The organism is Streptomyces sp. NPDC007929, assembly GCF_042959065.1.
Classification (GTDB): Bacteria; Actinomycetota; Actinomycetes; order Streptomycetales; family Streptomycetaceae; genus Streptomyces.
In genome coordinates, this window is record NZ_JBIBKD010000014.1 from 151,583 (window position 1) to 172,903 (window position 21,321).

21 protein-coding genes and 1 pseudogene are annotated in these 21,321 nt (G+C 72.1%); 11 read left to right on the plus strand and 11 right to left on the minus strand.

The genetic code is table 11. From position 1 onward, the window contains the following. Positions 1–4 precede the first annotated feature (4 nt). Positions 5–700 (minus strand): DJ-1/PfpI family protein, encoded by a 696-nt coding sequence (locus ACFZDE_RS35225; RefSeq protein WP_390999222.1) that lies wholly within the window; start codon positions 698–700, stop codon positions 5–7. A 155-nt stretch (positions 701–855) separates the two neighbouring features. Here ACFZDE_RS35225 and ACFZDE_RS35230 point away from each other — a divergent pair, with 155 nt between their 5' ends. The 6 genes from ACFZDE_RS35230 to ACFZDE_RS35255 all read left to right on the plus strand — a co-directional run bounded on the left by ACFZDE_RS35230 (position 856) and on the right by ACFZDE_RS35255 (position 5,946). After that, positions 856–1,791 (plus strand): LysR substrate-binding domain-containing protein, encoded by a 936-nt coding sequence (locus ACFZDE_RS35230; RefSeq protein ID WP_391207591.1) that lies wholly within the window; start codon positions 856–858, stop codon positions 1,789–1,791. 158 nt (positions 1,792–1,949) lie between these two features. Beyond that, positions 1,950–2,123 (plus strand): hypothetical protein, encoded by a 174-nt coding sequence (locus ACFZDE_RS35235; RefSeq protein WP_390999216.1) that lies wholly within the window; start codon positions 1,950–1,952, stop codon positions 2,121–2,123. 104 nt (positions 2,124–2,227) lie between these two features. Continuing rightward, entirely contained in the window at positions 2,228–3,295 is a 1,068-nt protein-coding gene (locus ACFZDE_RS35240) for a glucose-1-phosphate thymidylyltransferase (RefSeq protein ID WP_391207613.1), read from the plus strand. Then, positions 3,292–4,272 (plus strand): dTDP-glucose 4,6-dehydratase, encoded by a 981-nt coding sequence (gene rfbB, locus ACFZDE_RS35245; RefSeq protein ID WP_390999211.1) that lies wholly within the window; start codon positions 3,292–3,294, stop codon positions 4,270–4,272. Before ACFZDE_RS35240 ends, rfbB begins: the two co-directional genes overlap by 4 nt. Then, on the plus strand, positions 4,269–5,156 hold the full coding sequence (gene rfbD / locus ACFZDE_RS35250; protein WP_390999208.1) for a dTDP-4-dehydrorhamnose reductase: 888 nt from the start codon (positions 4,269–4,271) through the stop codon (positions 5,154–5,156). Before rfbB ends, rfbD begins: the two co-directional genes overlap by 4 nt. After that, a complete protein-coding gene (locus ACFZDE_RS35255) occupies positions 5,143–5,946 on the plus strand; it encodes a class I SAM-dependent methyltransferase (RefSeq protein ID WP_391207654.1) in 804 nt (267 codons plus the stop codon). The genes rfbD and ACFZDE_RS35255 overlap by 14 nt, the downstream gene beginning before the upstream one ends. 121 nt (positions 5,947–6,067) lie before the next feature. On the opposite strand, the gene rfbC is transcribed toward ACFZDE_RS35255, so the two are convergent. Together rfbC and ACFZDE_RS35265 are read right to left on the minus strand one after the other, a co-directional pair. Beyond that, a complete protein-coding gene (rfbC, locus tag ACFZDE_RS35260; RefSeq protein ID WP_391207665.1) occupies positions 6,068–6,673 on the minus strand; it encodes a dTDP-4-dehydrorhamnose 3,5-epimerase in 606 nt (201 codons plus the stop codon). A 4-nt stretch (positions 6,674–6,677) separates the two neighbouring features. Beyond that, the gene (locus ACFZDE_RS35265) at positions 6,678–8,618 is read right to left on the minus strand and encodes a glycosyltransferase (RefSeq protein WP_391207693.1); all 1,941 of its coding nucleotides are present in this window, start codon (positions 8,616–8,618) and stop codon (positions 6,678–6,680) included. Between the two features lie 209 nt (positions 8,619–8,827). Between ACFZDE_RS35265 and ACFZDE_RS35270 the strand changes: the two genes are divergently transcribed. Together ACFZDE_RS35270 and ACFZDE_RS35275 are read left to right on the plus strand one after the other, a co-directional pair. Next, positions 8,828–9,337: a YfcE family phosphodiesterase gene (locus ACFZDE_RS35270; protein ID WP_390999198.1), complete on the plus strand. Its 510-nt coding sequence runs from the start codon at positions 8,828–8,830 to the stop codon at positions 9,335–9,337. Between the two features lie 33 nt (positions 9,338–9,370). Continuing rightward, positions 9,371–10,177, plus strand: a complete 807-nt coding sequence (locus ACFZDE_RS35275; protein WP_391207741.1) for a methyltransferase domain-containing protein — start codon at positions 9,371–9,373, stop codon at positions 10,175–10,177. An 18-nt stretch (positions 10,178–10,195) separates the two neighbouring features. Here ACFZDE_RS35275 and ACFZDE_RS35280 read toward each other — a convergent pair whose 3' ends face one another. The 4 genes from ACFZDE_RS35280 to ACFZDE_RS35295 all read right to left on the minus strand — a co-directional run bounded on the left by ACFZDE_RS35280 (position 10,196) and on the right by ACFZDE_RS35295 (position 13,959). After that, positions 10,196–11,248 carry an alcohol dehydrogenase catalytic domain-containing protein gene (locus ACFZDE_RS35280; protein WP_391207765.1) on the minus strand — a complete coding sequence of 351 codons (1,053 nt, stop codon included), beginning with the start codon at positions 11,246–11,248 and terminating at the stop codon, positions 10,196–10,198. Positions 11,249–11,286: 38 nt separating this feature from the next. Further along, positions 11,287–12,294 carry a zinc-binding dehydrogenase gene (locus ACFZDE_RS35285; protein ID WP_391207791.1) on the minus strand — a complete coding sequence of 336 codons (1,008 nt, stop codon included), beginning with the start codon at positions 12,292–12,294 and terminating at the stop codon, positions 11,287–11,289. A 171-nt stretch (positions 12,295–12,465) separates the two neighbouring features. Beyond that, on the minus strand, positions 12,466–12,798 hold the full coding sequence (locus ACFZDE_RS35290; protein WP_391207803.1) for an antibiotic biosynthesis monooxygenase: 333 nt from the start codon (positions 12,796–12,798) through the stop codon (positions 12,466–12,468). 54 nt (positions 12,799–12,852) lie between these two features. Next, entirely contained in the window at positions 12,853–13,959 is a 1,107-nt protein-coding gene (locus tag ACFZDE_RS35295) for an XdhC family protein (protein ID WP_391207809.1), read from the minus strand. Between the two features lie 193 nt (positions 13,960–14,152). Between ACFZDE_RS35295 and ACFZDE_RS35300 the strand changes: the two genes are divergently transcribed. Then, a complete protein-coding gene (locus tag ACFZDE_RS35300) occupies positions 14,153–16,126 on the plus strand; it encodes a GTP-binding protein (RefSeq protein WP_391207826.1) in 1,974 nt (657 codons plus the stop codon). Positions 16,127–16,208: 82 nt separating this feature from the next. After that, positions 16,209–18,077: a cellulase family glycosylhydrolase gene (locus ACFZDE_RS35305; RefSeq protein WP_391207836.1), complete on the plus strand. Its 1,869-nt coding sequence runs from the start codon at positions 16,209–16,211 to the stop codon at positions 18,075–18,077. A 19-nt stretch (positions 18,078–18,096) separates the two neighbouring features. Here the strand turns inward: ACFZDE_RS35305 and ACFZDE_RS35310 are convergent, their stop codons facing one another. Further along, the gene (locus tag ACFZDE_RS35310) at positions 18,097–19,362 is read right to left on the minus strand and encodes a YncE family protein (RefSeq protein WP_391207841.1); all 1,266 of its coding nucleotides are present in this window, start codon (positions 19,360–19,362) and stop codon (positions 18,097–18,099) included. A 181-nt stretch (positions 19,363–19,543) separates the two neighbouring features. On the opposite strand from ACFZDE_RS35310, the gene ACFZDE_RS35315 reads away from it, so the two are divergent. Further along, complete coding sequence (locus tag ACFZDE_RS35315) at positions 19,544–20,206, plus strand: TetR family transcriptional regulator (protein ID WP_391207850.1); 663 nt, start codon at positions 19,544–19,546, stop codon at positions 20,204–20,206. Between the two features lie 19 nt (positions 20,207–20,225). Here ACFZDE_RS35315 and ACFZDE_RS35320 read toward each other — a convergent pair whose 3' ends face one another. The 3 genes and pseudogenes from ACFZDE_RS35320 to ACFZDE_RS35330 all read right to left on the minus strand — a co-directional run. Next, the gene (locus ACFZDE_RS35320; protein WP_391207859.1) at positions 20,226–20,771 is read right to left on the minus strand and encodes a hypothetical protein; all 546 of its coding nucleotides are present in this window, start codon (positions 20,769–20,771) and stop codon (positions 20,226–20,228) included. A gap of 39 nt (positions 20,772–20,810) precedes the next feature. Then, entirely contained in the window at positions 20,811–21,152 is a 342-nt protein-coding gene (locus ACFZDE_RS35325; protein ID WP_391207868.1) for a hypothetical protein, read from the minus strand. Then, positions 21,149–21,321: pseudogene (locus ACFZDE_RS35330) on the minus strand (cytochrome ubiquinol oxidase subunit I); the annotation flags it as partial. The pseudogene ACFZDE_RS35330 and the gene ACFZDE_RS35325, both read right to left, overlap by 4 nt.

The following is a 21,321-nucleotide window of genomic DNA, read 5'->3' on the forward strand; positions in this document are numbered from 1 at the left end:
CGGCTCAGCCCAGCCGCTTCAGCAGCTCCTGCGCCAGCGGGGCCGACGACGCCGGGTTCTGGCCCGTGACCAGGTTGCGGTCGGTCACCACGTGCGGGGCCCACGGCTCACCTTCCCGCACGGTCACACCGGCCTCGGTGAGACGGTCCTGGAGCAGCCACTTCGCCCGCTCGGCCAGACCGCCCTGGATCTCCTCGGCGTTGGTGAACGCCGCGACCTCGTACCCGGCGAACACATTGGTGCCGTCGGCCCCGGCAGCGGCCAGCAGCGCGGCCGGACCGTGGCAGACGACCCCCAGCGGCCGGCCCGACTCCAGGGCCCGGGCCAGCAGCCGCCCGGAGTCGGCGTTCACCGCGAGGTCCTCCATCGGGCCGTGGCCGCCGGGGTAGAAGACGGCCGCGTAGTCGTCCAGCCGGACGTCCTCCAGACGGACGGGGTGGCGCAGCTCGGTGAAGGACTCCAGCGCCTTGGCGACCCGGTCGGCGCCCTCCTGGCCCCCGTTCACCTCGGCGGCCAGGGAGGCCCGGTCGACGGTGGGCTCGACACCGCCGGGCGTGGCCACCACGACCTCGTGCCCGGCGGCGCGGAACGCCTCGTACGGGGCGACGGCCTCCTCGGCCCAGAAACCGGTGGGGTGCGCGGTGCCGTCGGCCAGGGTCCAGGTGTCGGCGCCGGTGACGACGAAGAGGATCTTCGACATGGTGGATGCATCTCCGTGAGGACGGGCCGCGGCCGGACGGCGCGGCGATGACTTCGACGCCACGACCCTAGGCTCCCGAACCCCCGGTTCTCCAATGGCAGGGCCCATGGCAGCCATAGGGATTCCAATGGCGCGGCGCGGTAGGGTCGGATCGCGTGAGGCCCATCGATCCCCCCGGCACTCCCGCCCCGCGCGCGCAGTCCGACCTCAACCTGCTGCGCACCTTCCTGGCCGTCTACCGGTCCGGCTCCTTCACGGCCGCCGCGCAGCTGCTGGGGCTGTCCCAGCCGACCGTCACCACGCAGATCCGCGCCCTGGAGCGGCAGACCCGCCGGGAGCTGTTCGAACGGCTGCCGCGCGGCGTGGCCCCGACCGCCGTGGCCGACGAACTCGCCGCCCGCGTCGCGGCCCCCCTCGACGCGCTCGCCGAGGCCACCGGGCACGGCCCCGGCGAGCGGTCGCGCGCCGAACCGGTCCACCTGGCCGGACCCGCCGAGCTGCTCTGCGCCCGGGCCCTGCCCGCCCTCGCCCCGCTCGTCACCGAGGGCGTCCGGCTGCGCGTGACCACGGGGCTGACCGACCCCCTGCTCGACGAACTGCGCGCCGGCCGCCACGACCTGGTGATCGCCACCACCAGGCCCCGCGGCCGCACCCTGTCCGCCGTGCCGCTGAGCGACGAGGAGTTCGTCCTGGTCGCCGCCCCCGCCTGGGCCGACCGCGTCGCACGGCACCCGGCCGCCGACTTCCCGGCCGCACTGCACGGCACCCCGCTGATCGCCTACGCCGAGGACCTGCCCATCGTGCGCCGCTACTGGCGGCACGTCTTCGGCCGACGCCTGAACTGCCGCGCCGCCGTCTCGGTGCCGGACCTGAGGGCCGTCCTCGCGCTGGTCACGGCCGGCGCCGGCTACAGCGTGCTGCCGCGCTACCTGTGCGCCGGGGAACTGGCGTCCGGCGCCCTGGTCCTCCTCGACGCCCCCGACGACGCGCCGATCAACACCGGCTTCCTCGTCCAGCGGCCGGGCACCTCGGACAACCCGCACGTGGCCCTCGTCCGCGACCGTCTGCTGGAGGCCGGCCGCACCTGGTGACGCCCAGGGCGGCAAGCCGTACCGGCCTGGTGAACCCGGGCCCGCGGCAAGGGAGTTCGGTACCGCTTCCCAGATGCCCCGGTCCGGGTTTGTTCGGTTTTTCACGGGATACTCGAACGGCAGTGGAAGCAGAAGGAAGATGATGAGTCGTGGAGTCCATGGACACCAGTGAGAAGCCCGTCGTCCGTCAGTACGAGACCGGCTGGTCGAAGGCACGCCGTCTGCGCGGGAAGGCCGCGCTGCGCACCTGCCTCCCCGCCGTCGAGGACCGGGGCACGCCCGCGGTGGCGCATTCCGGGACGGAGTGGAACATCGTCCGGGGTGAGGACTGACGCCTTCTCCGCGGGCCGCGGGGTGTCTGGCCGAGTAACTCCGCGCATCGACAACTAAAAGAAGTGATGTTCACATCCGCCGGATCACGACTAAGGTGAACCGAATGAAGGCTCTCGTGCTGTCCGGCGGCGCAGGAACAAGACTGAGGCCGATCACGCACACGTCGGCCAAGCAACTGGTGCCCGTGGCCAACAAGGCCGTGCTGTTCTACGGGTTGGAGTCGATCGCCGAATCCGGCATCACCGACGTGGGCATGATCGTCGGGGAGACCGCGGCGGAGATCGAGGAAGCCGTCGGGGACGGGTCGAAGTTCGGCCTCGAGGTCACCTACATCCCCCAGGAGCGGCCCCTCGGGCTGGCCCACGCGGTGCTGATCGCCCGGGACTACCTCGCTGACGACGACTTCGTGATGTACCTCGGCGACAACTTCATCGTCGGCGGCATCACCGGCCTCGTCGAGGAGTTCCGCGCCAAGCGGCCCGACGCCCAGATCCTGCTCACGCGCGTCGCCGACCCGCGCGCCTTCGGTGTCGCCGAACTCGACCCGTCCGGCCAGGTGATCGGCCTGGAGGAGAAGCCCGACCGGCCCAAGAGCGATCTCGCGCTGGTCGGCGTCTACATGTTCACGCCCCTCATCCACGAGGCGGTCCGCGCCATCGAACCCTCCTGGCGCGGCGAACTGGAGATCACCCACGCCATCCAGCACCTGATCGACACCCGCGCCGACGTGCGCTCCACGGTCATCAAGGGTTACTGGAAGGACACCGGCAACGTCGGCGACATGCTCGAGGTGAACCGCACGGTCCTCGAAGCCATGGAGCGCCGCATCGACGGCGAGGTGGACGACGCGTCGGAGACCATCGGTCGCGTCGTGCTCGAAGCGGGCGCGCGGATCGTCAACTCCCGTGTCGTGGGCCCCGTCGTCATAGGATCGGGCACCGTCGTCAGCAACTCCTACGTCGGCCCCTTCACCTCCGTCGCCGAGAACTGCCGGATCACGGACAGCGAGCTGGAGTTCTCCATCGTGCTGCGGGACTCCTCGATCCGGGGAGTCGGCCGCATCGAGGCCTCGCTGATCGGCCGGCACGTGGAGGTGACCCCCGCCCCCAGCGTTCCCAGCGCCCACCGTCTCGTCCTCGGAGATCACAGCAAGGTGCAGATCACTTCATGAACCTCCTCGTCACCGGCGCCGCCGGGTTCATCGGCTCCCGCTACGTCCGGACCCTGCTCGCCTCGGACGCGCCCGACGCGCCGCGCATCACCGTGCTGGACAAGCTCACCTACGCCGGCACCCTCGACAACCTCGAACTGACGCACCCGCGCCTGGAGTTCGTCCAGGGAGACATCTGCGACGCCGAACTGGTCGACAAGCTGATGGCCGACGCGGACCAGGTCGTGCACTTCGCCGCCGAGTCCCACGTCGACCGCTCGATCAGCGGCGCCGCCGAGTTCGTCCGCACCAACGTCCTCGGCACCCAGACCCTGCTGGACGCCGCCCTGCGCCACGGCACGGGCCCCTTCGTGCACGTCTCCACCGACGAGGTCTACGGCTCCATCGAGACCGGCTCCTGGCCCGAGGACCACCCGCTCCAGCCGAACTCGCCGTACTCCGCCTCCAAGGCCTCCTCCGACCTGCTCGCGCTGGCCTACCACCGCACCCACGGCCTGGACGTGCGCGTCACGCGCTGCTCCAACAACTACGGCCCGCACCAGTTCCCCGAGAAGGTCATCCCGCTGTTCGTCACCAACCTCCTCGACGGCCACCGGGTGCCGCTGTACGGCGAGGGCCGCAACATCCGCGACTGGCTGCACGTCGACGACCACTGCCAGGGCGTCGACCTCGCCCGCACCAAGGGCCGGCCCGGCGAGGTCTACAACATCGGCGGCGGCACCGAACTCACCAACAAGGAACTCACCGGCCTGCTCCTTCAGGCCTGCGGAGCCGACTGGGACCGGGTGGACCACGTCGAGGACCGCAAGGGCCACGACCTGCGCTACTCCGTCGACTGCTCCAAGGCCCGCGACGAACTCGGCTATCGCCCCCGCCACGACTTCACCACCGGCCTCGCCGAGACCATCGCCTGGTACCGCGACAACCGGGCCTGGTGGGAGCCGCTGAAGCAGCGCGTCGCCCAGGGGCGGGCATGAGGTGGCTGGTCACCGGCGCCGGCGGGATGCTCGGCCGGGACGTCGTCGAGGAACTCACGGGCCGCGGTGAGACCGTCGTGGGCCTCGACCGCGCCGCCCTGGACATCACACGCCCCGAAGCCGTCGACGCCGCCGTGCGGGAGCACCGCCCCGACCTGGTCGTGAACTGCGCCGCCTACACGGCCGTCGACGACGCCGAGACCGACGAGGCCCGCGCCCTGGAGATCAACGGCGACGGCCCACGCCTGCTGGCCCGGGCCTGCGCCGCGCACGACGCCCGCCTGATCCACGTCTCCACGGACTACGTCTTCTCCGGTGAGGCCCGCACCGCCCCCTACCCGGAGGACCACCCCACCGGCCCGCGCACCGCCTACGGCCGCACCAAGCTGGCCGGGGAGCGGGCCGTGCTGGAGGAACTCCCCGGGGCGAGCGCGGTGCTGCGCACGGCATGGCTCTACGGCGTGCACGGCTCCAGCTTCGTCCGCACCATGATCCAGCTGGAGGCCCGCCGGGACACCCTCGACGTCGTCGACGACCAGCGCGGGCAGCCCACCTGGAGCGCGGACGTCGCCGAGCGGATCGCCGTCCTCGGCCCCCGGCTCGGCCCCGAGGCGCACGGCGTGTTCCACGCGACCAACTCCGGCGAGGCCACCTGGTGCGACCTCGCCCGGGAGGTGTTCTCCCTCATCGGCGCCGACCCCGACCGGGTGCGCCCCACCAGCAGCGCGGCCTTCCCCCGGCCCGCGCCCCGCCCGGCGTACAGTGCCCTCGCGCACCGCCGCTGGCAGGAGATCGGCCTGCCGCTGCCGCGCGACTGGCGCTCCGCCCTGCACGAAGCACTGCCCCGCATCCGCAAGGAAGGTCTTCCTCGTGAAACGCCATGAGTTCCTCCGGGAACTGCACAAGGTCAGCGCCAATCGCAACTACCTGGAGATCGGCGTCAACGACGGGCGCAGCCTTACGCTGTCCCGCGTCCCCAGCATCGCGATCGACCCGGCCTTCAAGGTGGTCTCGGAGCTGAGGTGCGACGTGCACCTGGTGAAGGCCACCAGCGACGACTTCTTCGCGCGTGACAACCCCCTGCAGCACCTCAAGGGCGGCCGTCACCCGCTGCGCAACCTGCGCCGCGGCCGCAGCCCGATCGGCTACTGGCGCAAGACGACGCTGGACCTGTCGTTCATCGACGGCATGCACCTGTTCGAGTTCGCGCTGCGCGACTTCATGAACGTCGAGAAGTACTCGGACTGGGGCAGCGTCATCGTCCTCGACGACATGCTGCCGCGCAGCATCGACGAGGCGGCCCGGGACCGGCACACCAACGCCTGGACCGGCGACGTCTACAAGATCACCGAGGTGCTGGCCCGCTACCGCCCGGACCTGGTCACGGTGCAGGTGGACACCGCCCCCACCGGCCAGCTCGTCGTCTTCGGCGCCGATCCGGACAACCGGGTCCTGCACGACAAGTACGACGAGATCATGGCCGAGTACAAGATCCCCGACCCGCAGAAGGTCCCCGAGGCGATCCTGGAGCGGGCCGGCGCGGTCCGGCCCGAGACCCTCCTGGAAGCGGGCTTCTGGCGCCCCCTCGCCCAGGCCCGCAACCGCGGCCTGCCCCGCTCCATCGGCTGGGAGCCGCTGCGCAAGGCCCTGCAGCAGGTCGGCGTGAGCCGCTGAACGAGGGCGCCGGCCACCGCCCGGGGGCGGCCGGCGCCGATGCCCTTCCCGGACAGGACAGGCCGCGGGCCCGGACGCGATCGGCGTCCGGGCCCGCGGCCTGTCCCGTCCGGTCCGAGGACTACGCCTCCCGACCGCTCCGCAGTTCCTCGTAGTACGCCAGGCAGGCCTCGTACGAGGGCAGAAGCCCCTGGCGTTCCGCCTCGGCCAGCGTCGGGGCCTGCTCGTCCTTGGGGGAGAGCAGCGGGGTGATGCCCTCCGGCCACTCGATGCCCAGGGCCGGATCCAGGGGATGGATGCCGTGCTCACGGTCCGGGGCGTAGCCCTCCGAGCACAGGTAGACCACCGTCGCGTCGTCCGTGAGGGCCATGAAGGCATGGCCGAGGCCCTCCGCGAGGAACACCGCGTGGCGGGTGTCGTCGTCGAGTCGCGCGGGCTCCCACGTCCCGAAGGTGGGGGAGCCGACCCGGATGTCGATCACCACGTCCAGGACGGCCCCGCGGACGCACGTGACGTACTTGGCCTGGCTGGGCGGCACGTCGGCGAAGTGCACCCCCCGCAGCACCCCCCGCCGCGAGACCGAGCAGTTGGCCTGCGCCAGCGACAGATCGCGCCCCGTCGCCTCGCGGAACTCCGCACCGCGGTACCACTCGTTGAAGCTGCCCCGGTCGTCCGGGAAGATCTTGGGCTCCAGTACCCAGGCGCCCTCTATGCCCAGCGGTCGCATGACGTCACCGCCCTCCGGTCCGATTGAGGGAATTCACCTTCCGGCGCGCCGCACCGAGCGCCCGCCGCGCGCGCCGGGCCAGCCGCAGCGCCACACCGGGCCCCGGCACCGGCGTCACCAGCACGCTTCCGTCCCCGGCCCGCAGCGCGAACGGCAGACCGGCGAACCGGGCCCGGTCGGAGCCCGGGTTCGGGCACACCGCCACCCGCCAGACCTCGTCCGAGAGGTCCTCGGGCAGAACCGCCTCCAGCACCGCGCCCGGTCGGTCCCCGTCGGGGGAGAGCGTGCCCGGCGTCTCCAGGATCCGGCGGGAGGAGACGAACCTCAGCCTCGCCCGCGCCTCGCCCGGGACGTGCAGCGGGAGCAGCACCCGGAACCGGCCGTCGGAGACGGTGACGTCCCCCAGCTGCACCCGGCCCAGCCCGAGCCGCTTGCCGCGCGCGCCGAGCTCCAGGGAGAGGTTGCCGTGCGGTGCGGTCCAGTACGGCAGGACCGGGCGGTCGCCGACGATCCCCGCGTGGGGCGTGGGCTGGTCCTCGCGCGGCACGGGGCCCAGCCGGCACTCCTTGGTCCAGCCGCCCGACTTCACCCGCACGAGTGCGTCCCAGGCGCCGTCACGCGGCAGGACGGCCGGGTCGACCGTGGCGGTCCCGCGCAGCACCAGCCGGACCTCCTCGCCGTCCCGGCCCGGCACGTACTCGCGCGTGAACTCCACCGGCTGGAAGAACTGGGCGGCGCTGGTGCGCTCGCGCAGCAGCAGATCGGCCGTGGCCTGCCCGAAGCGCGCGGCGGTCTCGGCGGACACCCAGCGCACCGCCTCGGTCACGTCCTTCGGCACGTCGGTCAGGGGCGCGGCCTCGGCGTCGGCGGGGAACAGCATCGGCTCACCGCCGGACAGGTACTCGGCCGTGAAGCCGATACGGAGTGACCCGTCGCGCCACTCGATGTCGCCGGGGGCCGCCGTGGGGGCGACACCCGCCTCCCACTCCGCGAAGGCCACCACGTCGTCGTACCGGTCGGCCGCCGTCAGCGCGGCGATGACCTGCTGCGTCGGCTGGAGACCGGCCGCCACCCCGGGCCCGAAGCGCTCGACGACGACCTCGTGGATCTCCCCGAACAGCTCGCGGCGGTAGTCGTCCGGCAGGTTCAGCAGGCGCCGGGCCCGCAGCCGCTCGACCATCTCCACGCGCAGCCACCGCCGGAACAGCCGGTCGCGCACCGGACCGGGTTCCGTGTACCGCTCGACGACGTCCAGGGCCTCGCGCAGGTTCTTGAAGTAGCCGACGGGGTCGAAGCGTTCGAAACCGGCGTTGGAGCCGTCGTCGCGCCGGATGTGGTAGTAGCAGACGTAGTCGCTGAGCACCGAGACGTTCTCCGCGCGCAGATACGCCTCCGCGATGAAGACATGGTCCTCCAGGCGCCGCCTGCCCTCGGGAAACCGCAGGCCGATGCGGTCCAGGAAGGCCCGGCGGACCATCTTGTGCGGGGTGAGGCTGTCGATCAGCGGGGCGTCGGCGACGGTCGCGCGCGGGTGGTTGCGGCGGAACAGCTCCACCGGCACACCGCGGTTCTTGCCCGCCATCTTGCCCACGACGACGTCGGCGCCGTTGGTCGTGCCGTAGTCGTACATCCGCTCCAGGGCCTCGTCGCCCAGGTAGTCGTCGTTGTCGACGAACATCACGAACTCGCCCCGGGAGGCCTCGATGCCGACGTTGCGGGGCTTGCCCGACCAGCCGGAGTTCTCCTGGTGGATGACCCTCATCCGGGGGTCCTCGGCGGCGAGCGCGTCGAGCCGGGCCGGGGTCTCGTCGGTCGAGCCGTCGTCGACGAAGATCACCTCGAACTCGTCGGGAGGCAGCGACTGCCGCTGCAGCGAGGAGATGCAGTCCTCGATGTAGATCCCCGGGTTGTACACGGGGACGATGACGCTGACCTTGACCGGCATCGGGTTTCCGGGCCCCTTCGGGTCGCTTGCCGTAGACGTCCTGTTGTACTGCGTGTTGCCCGATGCTAACCCGCTCGGCCAGGTCGCCCCACCTTTCGAGACCTCGCCGTGATCATCTTCCCGGACAGGGCAACTGAGCTGCGACACCTGTCTGTTCGCGGTCAAGTGGGTCACGGGCGGGACCGGCCCGCTGCCCCTAGGCTGAGCGGGTGCGACTGCTCCTGATGTCCGACACCCACCTGCCCAAGCGGGCCAGGGAACTGCCCGCCGCCCTGCTCGCCGAACTCCCGCACGCCGACGTCGTGTTCCACGCCGGGGACTGGGTCGACACGGCCACCCTCGATCTGCTGGAGGCCCGCTGCCGCAGGCTCGTGGGGGTCTACGGCAACAACGACGGGCCCGAGCTGCGGGCCCGGCTGCCCGAAGTGGCGTACGCGGACCTGGGCGGGGTGCGCTTCGGTGTGATCCACGAGACGGGCGCGAAGCAGGGCCGGGAGCAGCGGTGCGCCGCCCGCTTCCCCGATCTGGACGTGCTGGTCTTCGGCCACAGCCACATCCCCTGGGACACCACCGCCCCCTCCGGACTGCGCCTGCTGAACCCGGGCTCCCCGACGGACCGGCGCCGCCAGCCGCACTGCACCTACCTGACCGCCACGGTCGCCGAGGGGCGGCTCACGGACGTGGAACTGCACCGGCTGCCGCCCCGCGCACCGCGCTGAACCACCCGACCGCGCGCGTGACATGATCGCCCCATGGGGCAGGACGACGGATACCTCCTGGACAACCGGCAGGCCGAGGCCGGTACCCGCTTCGACGCGCTGGCGGCCCTCTTCGACGCCTCCACCTTCCGGCACTTCGAGCGGGTCGGGGTCGACACGGGCTGGCGGTGCTGGGAGGCCGGGGCCGGCGGCCCGAGCGTGGCGGCGTGGCTGCGCGAGCGGGTCGGGCCCACCGGCCGGGTGCTCGCCACCGACATCGACGTCTCCTGGACCGCCACGGCCGCCACCGAAGGCGTCGAGGTGCTTTGGCACGACGTGGGCCGCGACGCCCCACCGCCCGGCCCCTTCGACCTGGTGCACGCCCGTCTCGTCCTGGTCCATGTGGCCGAGCGTGACGCCGCGCTGCGCGGCATGGTCCGGGCGCTGCGGCCCGGCGGGTGGCTGGTGGTCGAGGACGCCGACCCGGCGCTCCAGCCGCTGATCTGCCCCGACGAGTACGGCCCCGAGCAGGAGCTCGCCAACAAGCTCCGGGCCGGCTTCCGCCGGCTGCTGCGACAGCGGGGCGCCGACCTCGCCTACGGACGCAGACTGCCCCGGCTGCTGCGCGAGGCGGGTCTCGCCGACGTCGAGGCCGACGCCTACTTCCCGATCACCTCGCCCGCCTGCGACGTCCTGGAGACGGCCACGGTCCGGCAGGTGCGCGACCGGCTCGTCGCCGAGGGCCTCGCCACGGACGAGGAGATCGAGCGGCATCTCGCCGCCGTCGCGGCCGGACGCCTGGACCTCACCACCTCCCCGATGATCTCGGCCTGGGGCCGCCGGCCGAACGCCCGGGAGTGACGGGGTGGGCGGGAGGCGTCAGCCCGTCGGGTCGAGCACGATCTTGCGGACGCCGTCGGAGCGCCCGGCGAACAGTTCGTAGGCCGCCGGTCCGTCGGACAGGGCGAAGCGGTGGGAGACCACGACCTCGGGATTGATCCGTCCGGCCCGGGTGAGGGCGATCAGGGGAGGCAGCTCGTAGTGCACCGAGCACAGCCCGATGGCGAACTCCAGTTCCTTGACCTGCGCCAGGTACATGTGGAACGGGAACGCCTTGTTCTGGCTGACGCCGATGACGCTGACCCGGCCGGCCTGCCGTACGGCCTTGACGGCGAGTTCGATGGTCGCGTCGGACCCCACGGCCTCCACCACGGCGTCGGGCCCGCGGCCGGAGGTCATCTCCCGGACGGCGGCCCGCACGTCGTCCCCCTCGACCGGCTCGACGCCCAGGCCGGCGGCGAAGGCGCGGCGCTCCGCGACCAGGTCCACGCCCAGCACCCGGGCCGCGCCCATCGCGAAGGCGGACTGGGCGGCCATGAGCCCGACCGGCCCCAGCCCGACGACCAGTACCGTCTCACCGGGCTGGATACGGGCACGGCGGCAGCCGTACCAGGCGGTTGGCGCGTTGTCCGTCAGCACTACGGCGGCGTCGTCGGAGATGTCGTCGGGCAGGTGCACCATATTGACATCGGCGTGGGGTACCGCGAGGGCCTGGGCCTGGCTGCCCTGGAGCTGCGGGCTGACCCCGTAGCAGAGCTCCGTGCCCGACGTGGCGCGCTCGCACCGGGCGGTGAACCCGGCCGCGCACTGCCCGCACCGCGCACAGCCGACGGAGGCGGGCACCAGGACCCGGTCGCCCGGCCTGAAGCGGGTGACCTGGTCACCGGTCTCCACGACCACGCCGACGCATTCGTGTCCCGGTGTGTAGCCCAGGTCCCGGCTGAACCCGTTGCCCCCGTAGATGTGCAGGTCGCTGCCGCAGATGCCGGCCGCGCTCACCCGTACGACCGCGTCGGCGGGGCCGGTGACGGCCGGGTCGGGGACGTCCCCGAAGCGGATGTCGTGACGGCCGTGGTAGGTCAGTGCCTTCATCGGATCTCTCCCTGCCCCGTCTCCTGCCTTCGGCCCGGTCAGTCGGCGATCTTCAGCACCAGCTTGCCGCGGTTGTCACCGCGGAACAGCCGCATCAGGGTCTCGGGGAACTCAGCGACCGAGCCGGACACCACGTCCTCCAGGGACTTCAGCCGGCCCTCCGCCCGCCATGCGGCCATCCGCGCGATGCCCTCCGCGTACCGGTCGGCGTAGTCGAACACCACGATGCCCGTCATGGAGGCGCGGTTCACCAGCAGTGACAGGTAGTTGGCCGGACCCTGCGGCTCGGTGCTGTTGTACTGGGAGATCGCGCCGCAGACCACGACACGGGCGCCGCGCGCCAGCCGCAGCAGCACGGCGTCCAGCACGTCACCGCCGACGTTGTCGAAGTACACGTCGACACCGTCGGGGGCGTGCTCGCGCAGCGCCTTGCGGACGTCCTCGCTCTGGTAGTCGATCGCGGCGTCGAACCCGAACTCGTCGACCACCATCCGGCACTTGGCCTCCCCGCCGGCGATGCCGATGACCCGGCACCCGAGGATCTTGGCGATCTGCCCGACGACGCTGCCCACCGCCCCGGCCGCCCCGGACACCACGACGGTCTGCCCCGGCTCGGGCCGCCCGACCTCGATCAGGCCGAAGTAGGCGGTCAGACCCGACATGCCGAGCGTGCCGAGGTACGTCGGCAGGGGAGCGGCCGCCGGATCCACCTTGGTCACCCCGCGCCCGTCCGACAGGCAGTACTCCTGTACGCCGAAGGTGCCCGACACATGGTCACCGACCGCGAACCTGGAGTGCCGGGAGGCCACCACCCTGCCCACCGCCCCGGCGCGCATCACCTCGCCGATCTCCACCGGCCGGATGTAGGACCTGCCCGCGTTCATCCAGCCGCGCATCGCCGGGTCGATCGACAGGAAGAGCACCCGGACCAGGAACTCCCCGTCGCCCGGCTGCGCCGCGGGCTCCTCGGCATGTTCCCAGTCGGTGGGACGCGGCTCTCCCACGGGACGTGCGGCCAGGCGTATCTGGCGGTTGATCGTGCTCATCTCCGGCGCCTCTCCTCGGCTACATACCGCCCAGTCGGTACGGCCGTGAGCGTACGGGTGCCCGCCGTCCGAGGCAAGAGCCGGAGCGCCGCGACTCACGGCCGGGGCGGCCGGCTCACGGCCCGTGAGGCCGGCTCACGGCCCCCCGGTCGGCGCGTCCGGGCGGGCGCGCTACTCCTGCTCCGGCACCGCCATCTCCCCGAGCAGCGACCAGTCGTCCTGCGGGACGTTCGCGTTCACGATGCGCGGCGTCTCGGCCAGATGCGGGGGCAGCGTCTGCTGCGCGGCCTTGAAGTGCGCGGACCGCACATGGGCGGCTCCCGCCTCTTCGTCGCGGAAGGCCTCGACCAGGATGTACTCCGACGGCTGGTCCACGCTGCGCGACCAGTCGAACCACAGGCAGCCGGGCTCGGCGCGCGTCGCCCGGGTGAAATCGGCGGCGATCTCGGGCCAGTGGTCTGCGTGCTCGGGTCGGACACGGAACTTCGCGGTGATGAAGATCATGGGATGTCCTTCGGCGAGGTGCTGAAGTGCTCTCGTATCAGGCGCAGTCGGGGTTCAGGAGGGCCGTTGTGGATGCACCGCCCCCTCCGTCCCGGTCAGCGGCGCGCCGCTGCCGCCCCACCGCAGCGCCACGATCTCGGCGGCGACGGACACCGCCACCTCCTCGGGCGTACGCGCCCCGAGGTCGAGGCCGACCGGTGAGCGCAGCCGGGACAGCTCGCGCCCGGTGAGCCCGGCCCCGGCCAGCCGTCGCGCCCGGTCGGCGTGGGTACGGCGGCTGCCCATCGCCCCGATGTAGGCGGCCGGGCGGCGCAGCGCCTCCGTCAGCAGCGGCACGTCGAACTTCGGGTCGTGGGTGAGGACGCAGATCACCGTGCGCTCGTCCGTGACGGTGTCCCGCAGATAGCGGTGCGGCCATGCGGCGACCACCTCGACGCCCTCGGGGAAGCGCCGGGGCGTGGCGAAGACGGGGCGGGCGTCGCAGACGGTGACCCGATAGCCGAGGAAGTCACCGATCCGGGCCACGGCCGCGGCGTAGTCGATCGCGCCGAAGACCAGCATCCGCGGGGGCGGCGCGAACGACTGCAGGAACACGCTCACCGAGTCCTCGCGGCGCTGCCCCTCGGGCCCGTAGTGCCGCAGGCCGGTGGCGCCGAGGGCGAGTTCACCGCGGGCGTCGGCGGTCACCGCCGCGTCCAGGCCGCCCGCGCCGAGCGTGCCGAGGGTCCGCTGCGGCCACACGGCGAGGACCGCCCCACGCGGGGCCGGGCCGTCGGTCACGGTCGCCACGGTGACCGGCTCGCCCGCCGCGACCGAGTCCGCGACGGCGCCGAAGCCGGGATCCCGTTCGGCAGTGACCGCGCGCACGAGCAGAGTGATCTCGCCGCCGCAGGTCAGCCCGACCGCGAAGGCGTCCTCGTCGCTGTAGCCGAAGGTCTCCAGCCGGGCCTCACCGCCCGCGGCGACCTCCTGCGCCAGCTCGAACACCGCACCCTCGACACAGCCCCCGGAGACACTGCCCACGACCTCCTCGCCCGGGCCCACCGCCATGGCCGCGCCCGGGTCGCGCGGCGCACTGCGGCTGACCTGGACGACCGTCGCGAGTCCGAACGGCACCCCGGCCGCGTACCAGCGGCCGAGCACCGGGAGAACGTCACGCACGAGCCGCTCCCTTCCTTGCGCGCACCCGCCGGGTACCCCGGCGGCGGTTAATTCCGTTGTGGCCCTCCGTGCCGGTCTGCTGCACTGCTCAGGACAGCGACGTCACCGAGTCGTCCGAAGGAGCGCCAGATGCGCACTGCGTGCATGTCCCCCCAGTCAGGAAAGGACCTCTCTCCAAAGGACATGACGCTTCGTGCACATGCTCAACCTCGGAATTCTCGCCCATGTCGACGCCGGTAAGACCAGCCTGACCGAGCGGCTGCTCCATTCGGCCGGGGTGATCGACGAGATCGGCAGCGTCGACGACGGGAACACCCGTACCGACACCCTCGCCCTGGAGCGCCGGCGCGGCATCACCATCAAGTCCGCCGTCGTCTCCTTCCCGCTGGACGGCGTGACCGTCAACCTCATCGACACCCCTGGCCACCCGGACTTCATCGCCGAGGTGGAGCGCGTCCTCGGCGTGCTGGACGGCGTCGTCCTGGTGATCTCCGCCGTCGAAGGGGTACAGGCGCAGACGCGGGTGCTGATGCGGACGCTGCGGCGGCTGCGCATCCCGACGCTGCTCTTCGTCAACAAGATCGACCGGAACGGGGCGCGTCACGAGGGGCTGCTGCGGGAGATCGCCGCCCGGCTGACCCCGGCGATCGTGCCGATGGGGACCGCCACCGGCCTCGGCACCCGCGCGGCCCGCTTCACCCCCGGGCTCGCACCGGCCGCCGCCCTCGACGTCCTGACCGGGTACGACGACGCCCTGCTGGCCGCGTACCTCGAGAACACCGTCACGGACGCGTCGCTGCGCGGCTCCCTCGTCGCGCGGTCCCGCGAGGCGCTCGTCCACCCGGTGTACTTCGGATCCGCCGCCACGGGCGCGGGCGTCCGGGCGCTCCTGTCCGGCGTCGAAACGCTCCTTCCGGCTGCCGACGGCGACGCGGACGGGCCGGTCTCCGCCACCGTGTTCAAGGTCGAGCGGGGACCGGCGGGGGAGAAGGTCGCCTACGCCCGGATGTTCTCCGGGACCCTGCGCACCCGAGACCGGGTCCCCTTCGGCACGGACGGCGCCGCGGGCCGGATCACCGGCATCAGCGTCTTCGGCCACGGCACGGACACCCCGCGGGACTCCGTCGCCGCCGGCCGGATCGCCCGCCTCACCGGGCTCGGCGACATCCGGATCGGTGACGCGATCGGCGAACCCCGCAAGGCCTGCGAGCACTTCTTCGCCCCGCCGACCCTGGAGACGGTGGTCGTGCCGGGACCGGGCGCCGACCGGGGAGCGCTGCACCTCGCGCTCGCCCAGCTCGCCGAGCAGGACCCGCTGATCGGCCTGCGCCGCGACGAACGGCGCGGGGAGACCTCCGTCTCGCTCTACGGTGAGGTGCAGAAGGAGGTCATCCAGGCCACCCTCGTCGAGGAGTACGGCCTCGACGTCACCTTCCGCGAGACGACCCCGCTCTGCGTCGAACGGCCCGTCGGCTCCGGGCGGGCGGTGGAGTTCAACAAGAAGGACCCGAACCCGTTCCTCGCGACGGTCGGGCTGCGCGTCGACCCCGCCCCGGCCGGATCGGGCGTCGGCTTCCGGCTGGAGGTGGAGCTCGGGTCGATGCCGTACGCCTTCTTCAAGGCCGTCGAGGACACCGTGCGCGAGACCCTCGACCAGGGGCTGCACGGCTGGCAGGTCACCGACTGCGTGGTCACCATGACCCACAGCGGCTACTCGCCCCGGCAGAGCCACGCCCACCAGGGCTTCGACAAGAGCATGTCGAGCACGGGCGCCGACTTCCGCGGCCTCACCCCGCTGGTGCTCATCGAGGCGCTGCGGCGGGCCGGGACCCGGGTCCACGAGCCGATGCACCGCTTCCGCGTCGAAGCGCCCGCCGACACCCTCGGCGCCCTGCTGCCGGTCCTCGCCGGGCTCGGGGCCGTGCCCGAGACGACACGGAACCATCAGGACGTCTGCGTCCTCGAAGGCACCGTGCCGGCCGCCCGGGTGCACGCCCTCGGACAACGGCTGCCGGGCCTCACCCGCGGCGAGGGCGAGCTGGAGAGCTCCTTCGCCCGCTACGCGCCCGTCACCCACGGCACGGTCCCCGAGCGCCCGCGCACCGACCACAACCCGCTGAACAGGAGGGAGTACTTGCTGAACGTGACACGGAGGGTCGGTGGCTGACGTGTGAGGGTCGCCCGGACTGGAACTTACTCCGGAGTCAGAGGTGTTGACGGTGTCCTGATATCGCCGGACTGTAGTGGACATGCCGACTATCCGCGCACGTCTGCTGGTTGTCCTGACCGTCCTGTTCGGCTCCGTGTCGGTGGCGGGCGTCCCGCCGGCCACCGCCGCTCCCCCTCCCGGCTCCCTCTGGTTCGACGACCCGGCCGTCACCGTGAAGGACGGCCGCTTCACCGACGCCCAGGGCCGCGAGGTCGTGCTGCGCGGCTACAACGTCTCCGGCGAGACCAAGCTCGCCGAGAACAAGGGCCTGCCCTTCGCCTCGGTCGCCGACGCCCGCACCTCGGCGAAGGCGCTGCGCGCCCTCGGCGGCGGCAACACCGTCCGCTTCCTGCTCTCCTGGGCGTACGCCGAGCCCGAGCGCGGCCAGGTCGACACCGCCTACCTGGCCGCCGCGACCGACCAGATGAAGGCCTTCCTCGACGCCGGCATCCGCGTCTACCCCGACTTCCACCAGGACCTGTACTCCCGGCACCTCTTCGACTCCGACAGCTGGTACACCGGCGACGGCGCGCCGAAATGGGCGGTGGACGCCGGGAACTACCCCGACGAGTCCTGCGGCATCTGCCTCTTCTGGGGGCAGAACATCACCCAGAACGAGGCCGTGAAGCGCGCCACGTACGACTTCTGGCACAACGCGCACGGCGTGCAGGACGCCTTCCTCACCACCGCCCAGACGACCATGGCGTACATCCGGCAGCACCTGAGCGCCGATCAGTTCAAGGGCGTCGCCGGCTTCGACCCGTACAACGAGCCGCACGCGGGCGTGTACGACTCCGGGCAGACCAGCCGGGCCTGGGAGAAGGACGTGCTCTGGCCGTTCTACGAGAAGTTCCGGGCCCGCATGGACACGGCGGGCTGGCGCGACAAGCCGGCCTTCGTCGAGCCGAACCTCTTCTGGAACGCCAACCTCGACTTCCAGAAGCAGGAGGGCGGCCTGCTCGACGCCGGGACGCTCGGGCCGCGCTACGTCTTCAACACCCACTTCTACGACCAGAAGGCCATCTCCGGCGTCTTCATGTGGGGCAAGGCCGCCGACGGCCAGTACACGGGCGATTTCCGCACCGTCCGCGACCGTGCCGCCGCCGCGCGGACCGCCGCCGTGGTCAGCGAGTTCGGACACCCCCTGGCCGGCAACGTCTCCGACAAGGCGCCGACCGTCCTCAAAGCGATGTACCAGGCCCTCGACTCCCGCCTCAAGGGCGCCGACTGGTGGTCCGACCCGGCGGCCTCGGGGCCCGTGCTCTCCGGCTCCCAGTGGCAGTGGGACATCTACCACGGCCGCCATCGCGAACTGATGAACGGCAACCCCGACAAGGTGCTGACCACCGGCGACGCCTGGAACGACGAGGACCTGTCCGCCGTACGCCTCGACGACACCGGCGCGCCCGTACTGCGCCAGGACGCCCGGCTCCTGGACCGCCTCTACCCCAGCGCCACGGCCGGCCGCACCGTCGGCTTCACCTACGAGGACCGCTCCCGGGACGGCTCGACGACCCTGACCTGGAACCCGGTGCCCGCCTCCCTGCCGAACGTGCGGCGGCTCGTGGGGCAGGGGCAGTACGGACTGCTGCTGTGGCGCTCCGACGGCGTGGCGGCGCCCACCGAACTGCACCTGCCCGCGAGCTTCCCGGCCGCCGCCACCACGGTCGTCTCCGACCTGGGCGCGGTGCACGCCCCGCCGGCCTACACCGCGACGACACCGGTCGGCGTGGCGCAGGAACCCGGTGGCACGGGAAGCCGCCGCCTGCTGCTCACCGCGCCGGACTCGGGCGTCCTGCACTACGCGCTGGTGACCAACGGGGCGACGGCACCCTCGGCGGACCTGCTCGCCGCGGCCCGCTCCGAACTGGCGGCGTGGGCGGCGAAGGAGGTCGCCCAGGCGAAGTAGATCACCCGGGTGAACGAAGTCAACCAGCGGACGGGCTCGTCCAGTTGGCCGACACATGGCCGAGCCGGACGCGCTGCGGGTGGTCGCCGACCGGCACGGACGCGACCTTCTTCCCGGTGGCGAAGTCGATGGCCGTGACCTGGTCGGTGCCGCTCTCGGAGACGACGCAGGACTTGCCGTCACCGCTGACCGTGGCCCAGTAGGGCTTGGAGGCGGTGACGAGCGGGCCCTCCTGGAGGGTGGCGCGGTCGACGACGGTGGCGTAGTCGTCCATCGTGCCCGCGACGCACAGCTTGCTGCCGTCCGGGCTCATCGAGATGCCGTGGTGGCGCGAGTCGTTGACGAAGGTGGTGCGGTCGTCGCTGGTCGCCGGGTTCTTCGGCAGGGTCTTGGTACGGGTGATCTTGTCGGTGGCGATGTCGTACTCGAAGAAGCCGTTGAAGAACGAGACCTGGAAGTACAGCTTGGACTCGTCCGGTGTCAGGACGGCCGGGCGGACGGCGTCGGAGTAGTCCTTGAGACCGATGGCGTCCAGCTTCGGCCGCATGTCGATGACCTTGACCTGCTTGAACGTCGTGGCGTCGACGACCGTGATGCGCCGGTCGCCCTTCGTCCAGTCCAGCCAGGGGGCGTCGGTCTGCGTGTTCACGTCGCCGATCGCCATGTTGTAGATGTACTTGCCGTCCTGGGTGAAGATGTTCTCGTGCGGCTTGTCGCCGGTGCCGAACTTGCCCAGTTCCTTGCCGGAGACGATGTCCAGCACATGGACGGTGTTGGAGGTCGACGCCGACACCGCGACCCGCTTGCCGTCGGGGGAGACGGCCATGTGGTCGGAGCGGTAACCGGACACCGGGAAGCGCCAGTTGAGCTTCCCGGAGGCGAGGTCGATCGAGACGACGTCGGCGAAGCTCGGCCGGGAGACGACCACCGAGGACCCGTCGGGTGTGGAGTACATGTCGTCGACGAACTGGTCGTGGCCCTCGCCGACACTGTTGCGTATCGCCATGAAGTAGATCCACTTGATCGGATCGGCGTTGATCGCCGCCATCCGCGCGTCCTTGTCGGGGATGACGTTGATGCGGCCGATCTTCGCGAAGTCACCGGAGGACCGGATGACATCGGCGGTGCCGTCCCAGTTGTTGCCCACGAACAGCACCTCGCGCAGCGCGGCGGAGGAGGCCGGGGCGTCCGCGCCGGAGGCGGTGGCGGCGGTCGCGGGAGCGGTGGCGGTCAGGGCGAGGGCTGCGGCTACGGAGCACAGGTGCCGGCGTCGGAGGACGGGCATGGCGGCTCCCCTCTCTGCTGGGGGGTGAGCATGGTGAGTGGGACATGCCAAATCGGGACGGTGTGGAATCTGAACACACGTGCTTTCACAGTGAACTTACTGCAAAGTAAGGAAGGGGTGGCCTTCTCCACAAGACCGCGTACACGACAAAATCAGTGTGCGAACGACGAAGGGAGCGCCGGTGCCGGGCAGACTCAGAGCGCCGACCGGCCGCTACGGCGGCAAGACCGCGCAGGAGCGGCAGGCCGAGCGGCGCCGGCGATTCCTCGACGCCGCACTGCGACTGTTCGGCGACACCCCCGGCTACCGCGCCACCACGGTCGCGGCCCTCAGCGAGACGGCCGGGCTGTCCACGCGCCAGTTCTACGAGGAGTTCCGCACCCTGGAGGACGTGCTCGCCGCGCTGCACCTCCAGGTCAACGGCTGGGCCGAGGCGGCGGTCCTGGAGGCTGCCGCGGGCGCGGCCGAACTGCCGCTCGTCGACCGCGCCACCGCGATCTTCCGCGCCTACGCCGGGAACGTCACCGCCGATCCACGCCGGATCCGCATCACCTTCGTCGAGATCATCGGCGTCAGCCCCCGCCTGGAGGAGCAGCGGCTGGCCCGCCGCGCCCGCTGGGTGGACCTGGTGTGCGCCGAGGTCGCGTCCGCCGTGGCCCGGGGCGAGGCGGCGCCGCGCGATTACCGCCTCGCCGTGACGGCGTTCATCGGCAGCGTCAACGGACTGCTGCACGACTGGAGCGCGGGCTGGGTGGAGGCGACCCTCGACGAGGTCGTCGACGAACTGGTCCGCCTGCTGCTCGGCATCCTCCAGCCGGCCGGTCCCCGGCCCGTCGGGCCGTGAGCCGGCGCTCGCCCCGTCCTCAGGACCGGTCGTACACCGGGACGCCCGGCGCGAAGTGGGCGACGGCGGCGGCGAACCGGTCCCGGTCGAGGCGCCACCCGTTCACCGCGCGGGAGGACACCGCGACTTCGGGCGGCACCGGAACCAGCTGCCGCAGCACCGCATGGGCCGCCGGACCGTCGCCGGGCAGCGGCGGGGCACCCTCGCGCCGGGTCACGCCGACGTAGGGCAGGGAGGCGCCGCCGCTCACGTTCTGCCGCCAGAACACGAACCCAGTGACATCGCCCCACGGCACATGGGCCGTCGTCGCCCCGTACCGGGCGGGGCTCCCGCCGAGGAGCACCCCGGTGCCGTCCACCCGGAACGCGACCTTTCGGCTCATTGCCCCGAAGGCCATGAACAGCCCGCCCCCACCGAACAGGGGCAGGCCCAGGATCCGCGCGAACAGCGGGATGTCCGGCAGGAGGAGGGCGGCGGTGAACACGGCGCAGAGCGCCAGGATCCCCGCCGTCCTGCGGTCCCACCCGTAGCGCGCCTCGTACACGGGCGCTCCGTCGTCAGCCATGCACCGGATCATGACCACGCCCGGCCACCGAGGGAACCCCTACCCGGGGAACGTGCCCGGAGCGAGACACAGGGCCAGGACGCCGGTCCCGAGGGCGCAGGTCAGGAGCCACGCCATGACCAGTCGGCGCCGCAGCGCGCGGTAGGCCGTCCGGTACTCCTCGCGCAGCTCGCCGGCGCGGTCCGCCGTGCGCTGCCAGGAGGCACGGGCGAGCGTCAGGTACTCCGCCTCGAACCGGCGCTCCACCTCCTCGCGCTGAGCCCGCGTCAGCCAGTGCAGCGGCTCGCAGAACCGATCGGCGGCCGTACGGCCCTCCGCCCGCGTCGCGGCGAGCAGCAGATGCCCCTCGATGTCGTTCAGGAACCGGTCCGTGATGCTCACAGCGCGGCCACCTCCCGCTCGGGCAGGGGCGCCGGACGGTGCAGGTCGAACGCCGGGGATTCGCTGCGGATTCTCGGCATGGTGATGAAGTTGTGCCGCGGCGGCGGGCAGGAGGTGGCCCACTCCAGGGAGCGGCCGTAGCCCCACGGGTCGTCGACGCCGACCGGCT

Bases quoted from the DNA above. Each gene is read 5' to 3' on its own strand.
- ACFZDE_RS35225 (WP_390999222.1), bottom strand. From the start codon at position 700: ATGTCGAAGATCCTCTTCGTCGTCACCGGCGCCGACACCTGGACCCTG.
- ACFZDE_RS35235 (WP_390999216.1), top strand. From the start codon at position 1,950: ATGGACACCAGTGAGAAGCCCGTCGTCCGTCAGTACGAGACCGGCTGG.
- ACFZDE_RS35240 (WP_391207613.1), top strand. From the start codon at position 2,228: ATGAAGGCTCTCGTGCTGTCCGGCGGCGCAGGAACAAGACTGAGGCCG.
- rfbB (WP_390999211.1), top strand. From the start codon at position 3,292: ATGAACCTCCTCGTCACCGGCGCCGCCGGGTTCATCGGCTCCCGCTAC.
- rfbD (WP_390999208.1), top strand. From the start codon at position 4,269: ATGAGGTGGCTGGTCACCGGCGCCGGCGGGATGCTCGGCCGGGACGTC.
- rfbC (WP_391207665.1), bottom strand. From the start codon at position 6,673: ATGCGACCGCTGGGCATAGAGGGCGCCTGGGTACTGGAGCCCAAGATC.
- ACFZDE_RS35265 (WP_391207693.1), bottom strand. From the start codon at position 8,618: ATGCCGGTCAAGGTCAGCGTCATCGTCCCCGTGTACAACCCGGGGATC.
- ACFZDE_RS35275 (WP_391207741.1), top strand. From the start codon at position 9,371: ATGGGGCAGGACGACGGATACCTCCTGGACAACCGGCAGGCCGAGGCC.
- ACFZDE_RS35280 (WP_391207765.1), bottom strand. From the start codon at position 11,248: ATGAAGGCACTGACCTACCACGGCCGTCACGACATCCGCTTCGGGGAC.
- ACFZDE_RS35285 (WP_391207791.1), bottom strand. From the start codon at position 12,294: ATGAGCACGATCAACCGCCAGATACGCCTGGCCGCACGTCCCGTGGGA.
- ACFZDE_RS35290 (WP_391207803.1), bottom strand. From the start codon at position 12,798: ATGATCTTCATCACCGCGAAGTTCCGTGTCCGACCCGAGCACGCAGAC.
- ACFZDE_RS35305 (WP_391207836.1), top strand. From the start codon at position 16,209: ATGCCGACTATCCGCGCACGTCTGCTGGTTGTCCTGACCGTCCTGTTC.
- ACFZDE_RS35310 (WP_391207841.1), bottom strand. From the start codon at position 19,362: ATGCCCGTCCTCCGACGCCGGCACCTGTGCTCCGTAGCCGCAGCCCTC.
- ACFZDE_RS35320 (WP_391207859.1), bottom strand. From the start codon at position 20,771: ATGGCTGACGACGGAGCGCCCGTGTACGAGGCGCGCTACGGGTGGGAC.